Here is a 14375-nt window from a genome sequence, read left to right on the forward strand (position 1 = left end):
ACTCACCTCGAACCCCCAAAACCCAAACGCCCGCTCACTCCCCTCAAGGAAGTGAGCGAGCGTCGGTGGTGACGCTAAGCGCTAGCCGTCCTTGCGGAACACTTGCACGATCGACGGACGCGGGGCGCGGACCTTGCCGGAGGCCGGTGCGGTTCCGGTGCCCACGTAGTCCGGGAAGTACGAGTGCGGCGCGTCGAACGTTCCTTCCTCGCCCGGGTGTTGCACGGCGACGAAGACGGTCCGCTCGTCGTCGTTCACGATCGGCCCACAGGTCTCGGCGTCGCGCGGGACGGCCAGGAACTGTTCTACCTTGCCGCGTTCGCCGCCAGCCAAGGTGACCTTGAAGAGGCCGTCCGCATACCCGATGGACGACGGCGCGCCGTCAGTTGCGATCCACATGTTGCCCGCCGAGTCGAAGGCCACGTTGTCCGGGCAGGAAATGGGCGAAACCTTGTCGGCCGGGAAGCCGGAGAAGTAGGCGGAGGAATTCTTGGCCGGATCTCCGCAAACCATCAGAAGGGTCCAGTTGAAGTGCGTGGACGTCTGGTCTCCGGTTTCTGTGATTTCGACGATGTGCCCGTCCCGGTTGAGCGTGCGCGGGTTGACCTCAGTGGCGCCTTCCTTGCCCGGCTTGCCGCGGTCCGAGTTGTTGGTGCAGACCACGTAGACCTTGCCGGTCGCCAGGTTCGGTTCGACGTCTTCGCAGCGGTCCATCTTCGTGGGGCCGACCTTGTCCGCGGCGAGGCGGGTGTAGACCAGGACTTCGGGGACGGACATGTCCGGAACTGCGGAGACGCCGTCGACCACCAAGGGAAGCCACTCGCCGGAACCATCGAACGCGCCGTCGGAGGGCAGCGCACCGGTACCGGTGATTTCAGACGCCGGGGAGTCGCCGGTGAACTTGGCCACGTAGAGGTCGCCTTCGGAGAGAAGGTTCATGTTGTTCCGGCGGGCCGCGGCCGAGTCGCCGGCCATGTACTTGCCCTTGGAGACGAATTTGTAGAGGTAGTCGAAGCGCTCGTCGTCGCCCATGTAGGCCACCACACGGCCAGAAGCGGCAACAATCACGTTGGCGCCCTCGTGCTTGAAGCGACCCATGGCAGAGTGCTTCTTAGGTGTGGAGGAGGGGTCGAACGGGTCGACCTCGACGATCCAGCCAAAGCGGTTGCTCTCGTTCGCGTAGCCGGCGTTGTTGGTGTTGAAACGCGGCTCATCCAGTTCCCACTGGCGGGCAGTTGGCTTGTTCGACAGGCCGTAGCGCTTGTCGCCCGCCGAGGTCCCGGGAGCCACGAAGTAGCCGTTGAAGTTTTCCTCGCCGGAGAGGATGGTTCCCCACGGGGTGGTGCCGCCGGAACAGTTGCCCAAGGTGCCTTTGATCTTCCGGCCTGAGGGATCGTCGATGGTCTTGACCAGGTCCGTGCCAGCGGCAGGGCCGGTGAGCTCATACGTCGTGTCGGTCAGGAAGCGGCGGTTGAGCGGTGCGCCCTTGACGTAGTTCCACGGCTTGTTCTTGTTCTTGCGCTCGAGTTCAACAACCGTGAGTCCGTGTGCGGCACGCCCGATCGCGCGCGCCTCCGCACCCGCCAAAGTGGCCGGGAACATGATGTTCTCGTTGGTGTACTCGTGGTTGGTGAAGAGCACGGCACGGCGGTCCTTGGAATCCGGAATAGGCAGGATGTCCGTGTAGTCGTTGTTGTAGCCGAACTGGCGGGCCTGCGCCGCTGCAGTCTGGCCGTTCAACTCGAAGGCCGGTGAGTCGGCAAAGAGCGGATCGCCCCAACGGATGATCGGCTGCCACGCGAAACCTTCCGGCACGGTGAAGGCGTCAACCGTATAGTCCACCGGCTTGATCGGCGTGAACTTAAGCTTGGCCTTGTCGAAGCCCGTCTTTGCCGCGGTTGAAAGGCCGGGACCGCCGTCGGCCACTGCCTTTTCAGCGGAACCCAGCCCACCCAGTACGACGGCGAGCGCACCCACGGCGCCAAAGCCCAGGGCGGCACGGCGGGACACCGCAGCGGAAGCGATGTCGCGGAAGTAGGCGTTGGAGCTCGTGTTGCACACCTCGCCCGAGCAGGCGTTGTAGCACTTCAGGGCGCACGTCACAGGACTGCGCTTGCCCTTCGTATGGCCGAGCATGGGGAGCAAGTCAAACCTGCGCTTGGTTGATTCAGACATGGGAAATACCTCCGGGGATTGAGTGATTTCCCCACCCTTACAGCGCTAGCGGAATCCGAGAGGAAACTTCGGTAAATTCCCGGTGAAATCCCAGGCTTTTCCCAGAAATCTATGCACCCAGGAGTGCATGCACTCGGCGGAGCCGGTCCAGCCACCAATCGCGACGTTCAGCGGACGCCGCATACTGCTCCAGCAGCCCTTCGTCGGCGACAGCATCGCGAATGCGAATAGCGCCGTCGTCGGGCACTAGCGGATCCCGGGTAATGTCCGAGGCGAACAGCCGCACGGTCCCCAGCCCGCACGCGTACGGCAGTTCCGGCAGCGCGGCGGCGAGCGCCAGCCCCGCGCGGATCCCCACCGAAGTGTCCAGCGCCGAGCTCACGACGGCGGGAAGCCCGGCCTGCGCGACGATGTCCAGCGCGCGCCGCACTCCCCCGAGCGGCGCCACCTTGACCACGATCAGATCGGCCGCCCCGGCCCGGGCCACTTTGAGGGGATCGTCTTCCTTGCGCACGGATTCATCGGCGGCGATGAGCACAGGGGTTCCCTGCCGGTCCAGCCGACGGCGGACTTCGGCGAGGCCTTCGATCTGAGCGACGGGCTGCTCGGCGTATTCGAGCCCGACGGCGGAGAGCCGGCCGAGCGCCTCGACCGCCTGCGGTACGTCCCAACCGGCGTTCGCGTCCACCCGGATCGCGGCGTCCGGCAGGGCGTTCCGGACCGCGGTGACGCGCGCGACGTCGTCGGCTAGTTCCTGACCACGCTCGGCCACCTTGACCTTGACGGCGTCCACGCGGCCGAAGCGCTCCAGGATTTCGGGTACCCGGGCGGCAGGCACGGCGGGGACGGTGGCGTTGACGGGAATGGTGTCCCTTAGCTGCGGCGGAAAACCCTGCCATGCGGCTTCGACGGCGGCGGCGAGCCAGCGGGACGCCTCGGTATCGCCGTACTCGGGGAACGGGCAAAACTCGCCCCAGCCCGCCGGGCCGCGGAACAGCAGGGTCTCGCGCTCGGTGATCCCCCGGAACCTGACCCGCATCGGGAGGCTGACCACTTTCGCGGTGGCAAGAAGTTCTTCAAGTGTGGGGACAGTTGCGGACACGCCGTAACCTTACCGCTTGCGCACACCCAAGTAGTCCCCACCGCCACCCTCGCCTCGCAAGTCCCCACCGGCAGGGAAGGCGAGCGGCCACCCCTCACACGCGTTAGGTAGAATGCAGCAAGAACCGGAACCACCGCCCGAGGAGCCAGCATGCAGCGCAAGGCCACAGCACTCGACGTCGCCAAACGGGCGGGTGTCTCGCGAAGTGCGGTGTCCCTGGTGCTCAACGGCCGGGGCGACGGCAATGTTGCCAAGGAGAGCCAGGACCGAATCCGGGAAGCCGCGGCCGATCTCAACTACTCGCCCAACCCCATCGCCCTGAGCCTGCGGAATCAACGGACACGCGTAATCGGCATCGTGTCGGACGAGGTGGTGGTGAGCCCGTTCGACGGCAACATCATCGGCGGCGCCGACGATGTTGCCCGAGCCCACGGCTTTGTCACCCTGGTGATGGACACCGAGCGCGACGCCTCCCGCGACGAGAGCGCCGTCGAGACCTTGCTCGACCGGCAAGTGGACGGACTCATGTATGTCACGGTCGGTTTGAAGCCGCTCGACGTACCCCAAGGAATGCTTCGCGTCCCCTCTGTCCTCGCCAATTGCTTCGACAGCAGCCCCACCCCGCGGCTCCACCATGTGATCCCGGACGAAGTTTCGGGCGGTCGGGAAGCCACCGAGCACTTGCTGCAGCTGGGCCATCGCGACATCGCTTTCCTCGCCGGCGCCGCCACCTCCCCGGCTGTGCCATTGCGCATCGTGGGGCATCGGGAAGCCATGGCCAAGGCCGCCATCCCCGTTCGAGAAGACCGCGTGTTCATGGCCGGTTGGGACATCAACGACGGATTCCGCGGCGCCATGAAATTGCTCGACGGCGTGTCCGCCGCCGAGCGTCCGACGGCGATTGTGTGCGCCAACGATCGACTCGCCATCGGCGTCGCCCTGGCTGCAGCGCGGCTGGGCCTGACCGTACCGCGCGACCTCTCGATCATGGGTTACGACGACGAGTCACGCATCGCGGCCACGATGGTCCCCGCGCTCACCACCATGGCGCTTCCGCTGCGGGAAATGGGCGCGGCCGCGATGAGCATGTTGCTGGAGCAGATTGAGCATCCGGCCCAGCGGCCGACGTCGGGCGGCGGCACCGGTTTGCAGGCAAACGCCGACTTGGAAACCATGGTTCCCTGCCGTTTGGTGGTCCGTGAGTCCACGGGACCCGTTCCGGCCCGCTAGATTCGACCAGCGCACGACGGCGGCCGGCCGCCTATTCCGGCAGCTTCAGTTCCCAGACGTCCGCCGCGGCACCTTCGGGAAGCTTAAGGATCCACGTTTCCCCGGCCGCAGGGTAGGCACGGAGTGTGGTGGCGACGGAACCCTTCCGATACACCTCTACCAAGGAAGCATCCACGAAGATCCGCAGCTCTTCGCCCTCGGACAAAGACCCCGCAAACACGACTTGCTGTTCCGTGCCCGTGCCCGCACCCGAGGCCAGGACCAGACGCACCTCGCCCGCTCCCCCTACAGTTCGAGCCGTTACAACAGCCTCGGCAAACGCCGGCAAGGAAACGGTCCCGGAAGCCCCGCCCGCAGCCAGGGTGCCACGATACGCCTCGATCTCCGGCGCAGGAGCAACCACCAATACACCGTCCTCAACCGAGAGGAAGCGCGGGTGGGTTAAGACGCCCGCCCAGCCTGCGGCGTCGACGTCGTCTTGCGAACGGCCCCGTCGGCCATCACGGCCGGGGCCTTCGTTGGCCCATCCCCACAGCAGGGCACGCGGACCCGATCCCGTCCCCAGCCCAGATGCAGAATCCAGCTGAACAATCTGCGGGGCATAAAAGTCCCGGCCAAGGTCGGACCTGCCGCCGGAACGCGGGACGAACACGGGCAGCCCGGTGGACGGGTCCTCGTCCAGCGAGCCGATCAGGTGGCCCACCCCGTTGGCGTGCTCGTGGTCGTCACTGGAGAGCCACAGGGAGAACATCATGACCCAGGTGTCGGCCCCGTCGGAAGGCAACCCGTCCGAAGGCACCTCGACAAGTTGCGGGCACTCCCAGATCTCGGCGGGCGCATGAGCCGCAGCCACAGGGTTTTCGGTGGTCAGCCAAATACCTTGGTACTTCCAGTCGGACATGTCCTCCACGGTGTATAGCAGCAAAGCAGCATGTCCATTGGCCAGCCCGGCGCCCTGCATGGCGTAGCGCTTGCCGTTCAAGTGGAAGATGAAGGGGTCGCGCACGGCGGTGACCAGGCCATCGCACGGCATCGACGCGGCAAGGTGGCCATCCTGTTCCCAGGTCACCAGGTCCGCGGAGCCTCGGGAAATCACCACTTGCGAGTGACCCCCGTCGCCCCGTACGCCCGAGTACGCAGCGGTGGGGACACCGCTGTCGTCGGTCACAACGCCGGTCCAGCAGCCGAACTCGTCCGGCCCGCCGTCCTGCGGGCGCAACGCGACGGGGTGTTCCTCCCAGTGGACCAGGTCCGGGGAACTGACGTGACCCCACTGGATGCGGTGGTGCCGCGCGGACTCCGGATTGAACTGGAAGAACACATGGTAGCGGCCGTTGATGTAGCTGACACCGTTGGGATCGTTGATCCAGCCTTCGGCAGGTCGGGGGTGGAACCGCGGGAATGCGGTGTCGGGATGGGTGGCCGCCGCGGCCAGGGAAGCGGCGGGTGAAGCGAGGTCCTTCATTGGTGTCCTTCCAAGGGGTTTACTTACCGGTGCCCGCCGTGAGTCCGTCACGCAGGGCGCGTTGACCGAACATGAACACCACCAGGGCGGGAATCATGGAGAGGATCACGCCTGCCAGCACCACGGAGATGCTGCCGGTGCCGAGGTTGCCCTGCAGCGACACCAGGCCCAGCGGGAGCGTGAAGTTCTGCTCGGAGATGGTCAGGATGAGTGGTCGGAAGAACTCATTCCAGTGGTAGTTGAAAGCCAGGATGCCTACGATCGCCATGCCCGGCATCGCCAGCGGCGCATACACGGAACGGAAGGTGCGCCACGGCGAGGCTCCGTCGATCGCGGCAGCCTCGCCCAAATCACTTGGTAGCCCGAGAAAGTACTGCCGCATCAGGAAGGTGCCGAACGCCGTCGGGATCGCCGGAAGGATCAGCGCGAGGAGCGTGTCGGACAAACCGATGCCACGGATCAGCATGAAGACCGGAACGATCGTCACCTGCGCCGGGACCATCATTGTGGCCAGCACAATCGAGAACAGTGCCCCGCGCCCCCGGAACTTGAGGTTCGCGAATGCGTAGCCGGCCAGCGCCGCCGTGAACATCTGCCCGACGGCGATCAGTCCCGTCACAAGGGCGCTGTTGAGGACCAGAAGCATGATGTTGAGCTGCTTGAAGACCTGGTCGTAGGACGAGAAATCGGGGTTGAGCGGAAGGAACGACGGCGGCAGCTGGAACGATTCCGCCGGTGGCCGCAGCGAGGTGGACAGAGTCCACAGCACCGGACCGGGGATGAAGACGGACGCGATCAGGAGCAGCACGATTCGTCCCGCCATGCTCCAGTTCCGCTTCTTGCGGGGCGCGGGCCGCTGGGGAGCCAAGCGATCGACGACGGCGCGCTGGGTTGAAGTTGTAGTCATGGCGGGCCTTACTGGTAGAAGACGAATCGTTTGCTGAGCCGGAACTGGGCGGCGGTGATGGCCATGATGATCAGCGTCAGGATGACGCCGATCGCCGAGGCCTGGCCGAACTCGAGGCGCTGGAACGCGGACTCGAAGATCACCATCACTGCGGTGCGCGTGGAGTCGCCCGGGCCGCCGCGGGTCAGGACGTAGGGCTGGTCGAATACTTGCAGGGCGTTGATAATCGCCATGACCGACGCCACCAAGGTGGTTGGGCTCAGGAGCGGCAGCGTCACGTGGAGGTGTTTGCGCCAGCCGGTGGCGCCGTCGATCGAGGCTGCCTCGTACGTTTCAACCGGAATGGAGGCCAGGCCGCCGATAAACAGCAGGAACGAGAACCCGAAGTTCTGCCACACGTACACGAGGATCACGACGGCGGCAGAACCGGCCGGCGTCGTCAGCCACGGGACGGCGGGGACGCCTATGAAAGACAAGAGCCAGTTGACCACGCCGAATTGTTCGTTGAACAGGTAGCGCATGAAGATCGACACCGAGGCCGCGGACAGGATCAGAGGGAAGAAGAAGGCACTCCTGAAGAACACCCTGAGCCACGCCGGAAGCTTCTCCTGCACCATGATGGCCAAGCCCAGCGCGATCCCCAACTGCAATGCCACCGCCACCACGACGAACATGATGGTGTTGAGGAACGAGACACGCACCGTGGGGTCCTGAACCACTTCGGCGAAGTTGTCAAACCCGACGAAGCTCGGCGCGGAAATAATGTCCCAGCGGAAGAACGCGAGGACCACGGAAGCGACGATCGGCACGAGCGTGAACAGCCCCATGCCAAGGATGGTGGGAGCCAGGAACGCCCAGGGCAGCCAGCGCTGGCGCTGCCTTCCGGTTGTCTCGTTCTTCGCCGCACCCTTTCGGCGTTTGGACCCCGCGTCGTTTCGGCGTTTGGTGGACATGTCCGTCGTAGCCATGATCATGCCTGCCTCCTCAAGGCAATCTCAAGGTCGCGCTGCATGGAGGCGAGGGCCTGCTTGAGCTGGTTCTCGTCACCGCTGACGGCCAGGGATACGTTTTTCATCAATGCGGTCTCGACGGCGGCCTGCTGGGGCGGTGCCGGAATGGGACCTGTAGTGGGGAATTTGTCGAGGGTGTCGTAAAAGACCTTCCAGTGCTTGGGTCCGCGGCCGGCGTACAACTGCTCGTTGACCATGGAACGGCGCGCCGGGGTGGTGTTCGGCGTCGGGAAGACCAAGCGCATGGCTTCCAGGCTGGAAGCGAACTTGAGCCACTCCCACGCCGCATCCTTGTCCTTGGCGGTCTTCATGATGGCGTAGCCGGCGGTGCCGAACTGGTGCCGCTGGGTGCGCCAGCGCGGGAAGAACTGGACGTCGAAGCCGTCTTCCTTCATTCCGGCCTCGTGGAGGCCCTCAACCCAGTAGCCGCCGGCCGGTGTCATGCCGATCCTGTTGGAGGCGAACAGCCCGACGAGTGAATTTCCGCCGCCTTCTTCGGGACGGACGCCCAAGCCATCCTTGACGAGCCCACGGAGGTAGTCGAAGGACTCGTAGACCCGCGGGTCATCCGCGTTTGGCTCAAGCCATTCGTATCCGCCGGAGCGCAGCGAGCGTGAGGGGTCCTTGGCATAGAAGCTGTCCCAGAGCCATTCCCCGCCGCCGGATTTGGATTCCTTGAGGAAGCTGGTGTCGTTGGCATAGAGCCAGGGCACCACGCCGCCGAAGAGCCTGTTGGTCCAGTAGTACGGAGTGAAGTCCTGCGGCCTCGCTTTCCGCATGGCAGCGAGGGTGTTTCGGAAATCAGCCTGGGTCCAGTTATCCGCGGGACGTCCAAGTCCGGCTTGCTGCAGGGCCGAGGTGTTGTAGTACATGTTGGCGGCGTTCCAGTCGATGGGAAGCTGGAACAGGCTGCCCTTGTACATGAACGCCTCCACGAGGCTCGGGTGGACGTCCGCGAAGTACTCCTTCATGTCCGCGGCATCGCGGCGAAGGTATTCGTCCAAGGGGTGCGCCAGTTTCTCGGCGAAGAGCTGGGCACCTTCGGTGGCCACGTAGACCACATCCGGTGGCGTTCCCGCTGCCACCATGGTGAGGATCTTGGTGAAGAAGTCCTTCCAGTCCGCTGCCTGGATAGCTTGGACCTTAACCTTGATGTCCGGGTGCACCTTCGCGAACGCATCAATGACCCGCTGGCGGGCGGCGGCGTCCGCTGCGGTTCCCATGATGGCGATGCTGAGACTGTTGTCCCCACGGCCCGGGATGTCCATGCCAGTCAACCGCGGCCACGACGCCACAGTTGCTCCCACAATTCCCGCGCCCAAGGCACCAAGGGCCGTCCTGCGTGAGATCTCACGCAGCTTCCCATTGCTTCCTGCCATGTCTTTTCCTTCCTAACACGTGTTAGGTAGCGTAAATCCATGACCTAACACGTGTCAAGTGTCACATGCGTGTTACGCGGCCCTCTCGGCGCAATCCTCCCGCACATATCGCCCCAACCGCCGTGAATGCCGCACGAAGTGAGCCTCCCAGCGAGGTGTGACACCCTGAAGATCATGACTTTTCCTAAGCCAGGCCGGCTGCCGGCCATACAGAGGACCGTGATCAAGCGTTGGGCAGGCGCCGGAACGGGGCTCCTTTTTGTGCTCGCAACCTTGGCGTGCGTGGCCGGATTCGTGGCTACGTTCTATTTCTTCGTGCGCACCACAACGGGACAATTCATCGATGAATCCGCTTTGGTGGAGGCCACGACCCTCAACGGCCCAGCCGAGCGCGCAAGCACCCGGTTCCTCGATTGGCTTCCGGTCACCTCGCTGGCGATCGCCGCCGTCGTGGTTCTTTTCGTCACCATTGCGCGCCGGCGCTGGAAGGCGGCGGGCATCGCCGTGGCCGCGTGTGTGGCCGCCAACCTGGCCGCGCAGGTCCTGAAGGATTGGTTCCCGGACCGGCCGTTCCGTGGCGTCCAGACCATTGAACTGAACTCGCTGCCGTCCGGCCACACTACCCTGGCGGCCTCCGCGGCTGCGGCGGTGTTCCTGGTGGTGTCGCCGCGCTGGCGCCCTGTGGCCGGCTTCCTCGGCGGCACCTTTGCGGTGGCGGCCGGGGTTTCCACGCTGATCAACCAGTGGCACCGGCCCGCCGACGTCGTCGCCGCGTTTCTCCTGGTGGGTGCGGTCATGCTTCCGGCCGGCTGGCTGGTGCTCCGCACCGGAAACATCTGGAACGTTCAGGACGGCCGCGGCGACCACTGGGCGTCGTCGCGTTTATGGGTTTTGCTGTCGGCGCTGGCAGGCGTGGCTGCGGCCGCGGTTGCGGTGTACTCGCTGATCAAGCTCGACCCGGGATTCGGCCAGGAAACCAGCACCACCAACTATTTCTGGGCCGGCGTCTCCTTGATCGTGATCACCGGCTATCTGGCAACGGTCGCCGCTACCTGGCTTTTCGGATTGAGCGTCCGACGGCGGCCTACACCCTGAGCGCCCGACGGCGGCTGTTTGACAAACGCGCTTACGCAACCGGCCGCGGCACCAATGCACGCAGCCGGAGCCGGGCAGGTTCCTCGACGTACTTGAACAGCAGATGGGTGGCCAAGGCAATACCGGCAAGGCATGCCGCGGCGAGCAGGTTCATCGGGACCGGACCCGCACCGCGCAGCCAGTCCCTGTTCACCCAGTAGAAGAGGTAGATGAAGAACATGTGGACCAGGTACAGGCTGTAGGAGCTGTGCCCGCCATACTGCAGCCAGCGCACGGACAGTGCCGATCGGAGCCGGCCGCGGGTCAGGCTGAGCAGGGCGATCAGGAGCGGCAAGGCCAGCACGGCCAGCCGACCCGGTCCGGGTTTACCGGCCACCGTCAAGAAGACGACGACGGCGGTTCCGACCAGCAGCGCACCCGGCCCCGCCAAGCCAAGGTTGAAGCTAGTGCGGTCTACATTCCGGGCGGCGATACAAGCGAACGCGCCCGCGGTGAAGCAGCAGGCAATCCGTAACAGCCACTCGTACGGCTGGGGCTCACTGGTGGGGATTGGCAGGTCCGGACCCCAGACAGCCGTTGGCAACAGAACCAGCACCGATGCCGTCAGGGCCGCCAACGGATGGAGCCGGCGCAGCCTGAACAGGGCCACAGCCAGCAGGGGGAACGCCAGATAGGCCAGCCACTCGGCACTGACGGTCCAGCCTGGGCCGAACCAGCTGGCTCCATCGGTCCCGGGCTGGAACCAAAGGTGCACCATCAGCAACTGCTTGAGCATTCCCCACGGCGTCAGGTCCGGAGCCTGAGTCTGCAACGACCAGCTCTGGACGGATTGCTGGGCGGCCCCATACGCCAACCACAAGCCAAGCACACCCACCACCAGCGCGAAGGCCGGCCACATCCGGGCGAATCGGGCCCAGACAAAGTCTCCGGCCGCGCGCCACCGGAACCGTGGGCCGAGCCGGTCCAAGTAGGTGTAGGTGATGATGAAGCCGCTGAGCACAAAGAAGACGTCCACGCCCAGATCGCCGTTGGCAATGACCGGACGGAACAGTTCATAGATGGGCGCGAGGAAGGTCTGCCGCATGGCCTGCAGATGGAAGAAAACCACCCACAATGCAGCAACGAAGCGCAACGCGGTCAGCGTTCCGAGATCGGGCCGGGACCTCTGTGAATCCGCCCTGGGGCTGACCGGTGTGGCATTTTCCAGGGTCGCATTCCGGGGGCTGGCACGGCGCGGAGGCGAGATGACTGAAACCATCCGATCCACCATACCGGAGGCTTCTGACCGGAGTCTGGGAGCGTGCTGCGCGCGATCGGGGTGCCGGACACGCGTTGTTTAGCGCCCGCATCCAGACGGACGCGCGTTGTTCAGCCGAGCCTCAGTAGTTCCTGCGATGCTTCAGTTTCGGGAGTGCGACGGCGAACACCGCCGCGGCGGCTACGCCCAGGAAGCCCGTGGCCCAGACGCCCGCCGCGAGCGATATCGCAGCGGTGAGGGCGGACAACAGGACGGGTCCACCTGTGGCTCCGGCGTCGGAGATGAACCGCCACAAGCCAAGGAATTGCCCCCTGCCCTTGTTCGGTGAGAAGTCGGCGCCGAGAGTCATGATGAGTCCGGAGCTGATGCCGTTGCCGAAGCCGATCAGCAACGAAGCCAGCAGCAGGCCCACAAACTCGGCCGATAAGGGCATCAGGAACAATGCAGTTCCCATGATGAGGGTGGACGGAACGGCGACCCACATTCGCCCCTTGCGGTCCATGAGCTTGCCGGCCGGATAGAACACGAGCATGTCGATGGCGCCGGACAGGCCATAGATGAGTGACGCGTGCGTTGCATCGAGTCCGAGGTGGTCCGCCCATAGCGGGATGACCACCTGGCGGGAGGCGCGAAGGGCGCTGAGCAAAAGGATTCCGGTCCCGACGGTCAGGAACACCCCCGCGTGCGAAACCGCAACGCCACGGAGGGTGGGCTCGGGACCCTTGCGGCCGCCGTCGACGTCGTCCGGCACCACAAGATCCGGGATGGTGAGGGACAGCACAGCAGCAGCGGCCATACCCACAACGCCAACCCAATACGCACCGCTGATCCCGGCGAACTGCATCACGGCCGCGCCCAAGAACGGACCGATGAACACGCCGATTCGGGTGACGCCACCCAGGGTCGAAAGGGCACGCGCCCGGTAAATGACCGGGACGGCCTCGGTGAGGTACTTCTGGCGGGCCAGGTTGAACACGCTCGTGGACATCCCGACCACAGTCATCGCCGCGGCGAGCAACCAGATTCCGTTGTGCGCAAGGAGCGGGGCGAATCCCGCAGCAAGCAGGGCCAAGGCTCCGGCGGCGCCCGCAGCGACGATGGCCCACCGTTCGCCGAACTTGATGGTGATGAGCGAAGCGGGCAGGTTGAAGAACCAGGACCCCAGTCCGATCAACGTGACCACCAGCGCGGAGACGGCCACGGAAGCGCCAAGATCGCGGGCGGACAATGCCACCACCGGCAACACCGCGCCCTCACCGATACAGAACAGCAGGGCAGGCCCAAACGCGGGCAGGGCGATGCTGCGCAGGTTGAATGGCTGCTCAGTGCGGGTTGTTGTCATCACCTTCATCCTAGGACTCCGCGCTCACACACCGGGTTTTGCTACGCCGCGGTGCCTGCGACGCGCGAAATACCTGTCGCACGGGGAATTCCGGTGGCGCAGGGCTCGCAGGGTCGCGCCAAGCCATACCCGCGTCGCCAGGGAATTCGGGTGGCGCAAGGCTCGCAGGGTCGCGCCAAGCCATACCCGCGTCGCCAGGGAATTCGGGTCGCGCAAGGCTCGCGGGGTGGCGCAGGGCTCGCAGGGTCGCGCCAAGGAATTTGCGCGTCGCCAGGGAATTCGGGTGGCGCAAGGCTCGCAGGGTCGCGCCAAGCCATACCCGCGGCGCCAGGCCATACACGCTGCGTCATGAGCTACAACGCGGACGACGGCGGGGCACACCCGCCGTCGTCAGCTTCCATTCGAGGACACCGGGCGACATGAGCTCTGACCACACCCAGCGGACAACGCCGCAGCCCGTGGCACGGATCCGGTCCTCACGCCGTTTCTCGTCGACCACGGCTTGGGCAGCTGTCCGTCCCTTCAAATATTCGGGCTTCAGGTACTTATCAATGCCGTCGAACTCCCCCGCCACGTTCGCATCCTTCCAGTAGAAGTCCGAGTAGCCCACCAGGCCCGCTGCGTCGCGGAATTCTTGCTGAAGAACCGGGGTCTCGAACCCCATCGTCCGCATCAATGCCCTGCTGTATGACTCCCCCGGAGATCCGGAGAGAGGATCCGCGAAATCCACGGCGGCTTGGATCCTCCGGATGGCAGCGGCCGTGTAATTTCCCTCCGCACCAGCCAGAAGTGCTTCCTTCGTGACGGGCGGCAGCCTGCGCTTCCTGTCGGTTTTGAGCACGTGGTCCACGGGCGCGACGGATTCGATGAACGGCGTGAACGCAGCCAGATCCAGTACCGTGCGCACCCTGTCCGTCACCAGTAGTCCCTCGCGGCGATACACTTTGAGGCCGTCGGGATCGGCGTAGTGGCGCGCTATCCCGGCACGCGAGCGGCCGCCGTCGTTCGTCAAAGTGACGGCCTGGACCGGATGGTGCACCCCGATGGTAGGGATACCCCAAACCGATGCTGCCGAATGCCTTCCGAAGATCAACCGGGCCTCAGCTGTTTCTGCCGCGGCGTTGACCCGGACACGGTATTGTTCCCACGGTTTCAGCTCAGCCCAGGCAACGCCGTCGACGTAAACCCCCTGCCGGACCCTGTGTAGAGTACCCGCCTTGGCGCGTCGGGCGAGTTCCTTGGCGGTGAGCCCGTGGTACAGCTGATCTCGGCTGAGGATGAGTCGGGGCAAATCGGTCATGCATTAGAAGATGACACGTGGACTGCACCCCGCGGGAGCGCCTAGTTGCTCTATGTGGACAACTTCGGCGAAACAATGCCGACGCGCCCCGTGCCACGCGCGCCCGTTTATT

General features: G+C 65.0%; 11 protein-coding genes. 2 read left to right on the plus strand and 9 right to left on the minus strand.

From position 1 onward, the window contains the following. Nucleotides 1-81: 81 nt before the first annotated feature. Entirely contained in the window at nucleotides 82-2175 is a 2094-nt protein-coding gene (locus tag ACF0H6_RS07615) for a PhoX family protein (protein WP_395249072.1), read from the minus strand. 109 nt (nucleotides 2176-2284) lie between these two features. Beyond that, nucleotides 2285-3277 carry an o-succinylbenzoate synthase gene (locus ACF0H6_RS07620; protein WP_395249073.1) on the minus strand — a complete coding sequence of 331 codons (993 nt, stop codon included), beginning with the start codon at nucleotides 3275-3277 and terminating at the stop codon, nucleotides 2285-2287. 150 nt (nucleotides 3278-3427) lie between these two features. Between ACF0H6_RS07620 and ACF0H6_RS07625 the strand changes: the two genes are divergently transcribed. Further along, nucleotides 3428-4507, plus strand: coding sequence for a LacI family DNA-binding transcriptional regulator (locus ACF0H6_RS07625; RefSeq protein ID WP_395249074.1), 1080 nt, complete (start codon nucleotides 3428-3430; stop codon nucleotides 4505-4507). 31 nt (nucleotides 4508-4538) lie between these two features. On the opposite strand, the gene ACF0H6_RS07630 is transcribed toward ACF0H6_RS07625, so the two are convergent. From ACF0H6_RS07630 to ACF0H6_RS07645, 4 genes are read right to left on the minus strand one after another with little or no spacing between them, the layout of a single operon-like run. Next, nucleotides 4539-5972 carry a glycoside hydrolase family 32 protein gene (locus tag ACF0H6_RS07630; protein ID WP_395249075.1) on the minus strand — a complete coding sequence of 478 codons (1434 nt, stop codon included), beginning with the start codon at nucleotides 5970-5972 and terminating at the stop codon, nucleotides 4539-4541. 19 nt (nucleotides 5973-5991) lie between these two features. Then, a complete protein-coding gene (locus ACF0H6_RS07635; protein ID WP_395249076.1) occupies nucleotides 5992-6879 on the minus strand; it encodes a carbohydrate ABC transporter permease in 888 nt (295 codons plus the stop codon). Between the two features lie 8 nt (nucleotides 6880-6887). After that, entirely contained in the window at nucleotides 6888-7847 is a 960-nt protein-coding gene (locus tag ACF0H6_RS07640; protein WP_395249904.1) for a carbohydrate ABC transporter permease, read from the minus strand. Between the two features lie 2 nt (nucleotides 7848-7849). Next, a complete protein-coding gene (locus ACF0H6_RS07645) occupies nucleotides 7850-9268 on the minus strand; it encodes an ABC transporter substrate-binding protein (protein ID WP_395249077.1) in 1419 nt (472 codons plus the stop codon). 174 nt (nucleotides 9269-9442) lie between these two features. Here ACF0H6_RS07645 and ACF0H6_RS07650 point away from each other — a divergent pair, with 174 nt between their 5' ends. Next, the gene (locus tag ACF0H6_RS07650; protein WP_395249078.1) at nucleotides 9443-10363 is read left to right on the plus strand and encodes a phosphatase PAP2 family protein; all 921 of its coding nucleotides are present in this window, start codon (nucleotides 9443-9445) and stop codon (nucleotides 10361-10363) included. 31 nt (nucleotides 10364-10394) lie between these two features. On the opposite strand, the gene ACF0H6_RS07655 is transcribed toward ACF0H6_RS07650, so the two are convergent. The 3 genes from ACF0H6_RS07655 to ACF0H6_RS07665 form a co-directional block, all read right to left on the minus strand. Further along, nucleotides 10395-11621, minus strand: coding sequence for an acyltransferase family protein (locus ACF0H6_RS07655; protein WP_395249079.1), 1227 nt, complete (start codon nucleotides 11619-11621; stop codon nucleotides 10395-10397). Between the two features lie 121 nt (nucleotides 11622-11742). Beyond that, a complete protein-coding gene (locus ACF0H6_RS07660) occupies nucleotides 11743-12963 on the minus strand; it encodes an MFS transporter (protein WP_395249080.1) in 1221 nt (406 codons plus the stop codon). Nucleotides 12964-13309: 346 nt separating this feature from the next. After that, nucleotides 13310-14263 (minus strand): hypothetical protein, encoded by a 954-nt coding sequence (locus ACF0H6_RS07665; RefSeq protein WP_395249081.1) that lies wholly within the window; start codon nucleotides 14261-14263, stop codon nucleotides 13310-13312. Between the last annotated feature and the right edge of the window lie 112 nt (nucleotides 14264-14375).

The organism is Arthrobacter sp. NA-172 (assembly GCF_043952055.1).
In the GTDB taxonomy this organism is placed as follows: Bacteria; Actinomycetota; Actinomycetes; order Actinomycetales; family Micrococcaceae; genus Arthrobacter.

What these genes read in the sequence shown, in the direction of transcription:
- ACF0H6_RS07615 (WP_395249072.1), bottom strand. Translation starts at nt 2,175, where the DNA reads ATGTCTGAATCAACCAAGCGCAGGTTTGACTTGCTCCCCATGCTCGGC.
- ACF0H6_RS07625 (WP_395249074.1), top strand. Translation starts at nt 3,428, where the DNA reads ATGCAGCGCAAGGCCACAGCACTCGACGTCGCCAAACGGGCGGGTGTC.
- ACF0H6_RS07630 (WP_395249075.1), bottom strand. Translation starts at nt 5,972, where the DNA reads ATGAAGGACCTCGCTTCACCCGCCGCTTCCCTGGCCGCGGCGGCCACC.
- ACF0H6_RS07635 (WP_395249076.1), bottom strand. Translation starts at nt 6,879, where the DNA reads ATGACTACAACTTCAACCCAGCGCGCCGTCGTCGATCGCTTGGCTCCC.
- ACF0H6_RS07640 (WP_395249904.1), bottom strand. Translation starts at nt 7,847, where the DNA reads ATGGCTACGACGGACATGTCCACCAAACGCCGAAACGACGCGGGGTCC.
- ACF0H6_RS07645 (WP_395249077.1), bottom strand. Translation starts at nt 9,268, where the DNA reads ATGGCAGGAAGCAATGGGAAGCTGCGTGAGATCTCACGCAGGACGGCC.
- ACF0H6_RS07650 (WP_395249078.1), top strand. Translation starts at nt 9,443, where the DNA reads ATGACTTTTCCTAAGCCAGGCCGGCTGCCGGCCATACAGAGGACCGTG.
- ACF0H6_RS07655 (WP_395249079.1), bottom strand. Translation starts at nt 11,621, where the DNA reads ATGGTTTCAGTCATCTCGCCTCCGCGCCGTGCCAGCCCCCGGAATGCG.
- ACF0H6_RS07660 (WP_395249080.1), bottom strand. Translation starts at nt 12,963, where the DNA reads ATGACAACAACCCGCACTGAGCAGCCATTCAACCTGCGCAGCATCGCC.
- ACF0H6_RS07665 (WP_395249081.1), bottom strand. Translation starts at nt 14,263, where the DNA reads ATGACCGATTTGCCCCGACTCATCCTCAGCCGAGATCAGCTGTACCAC.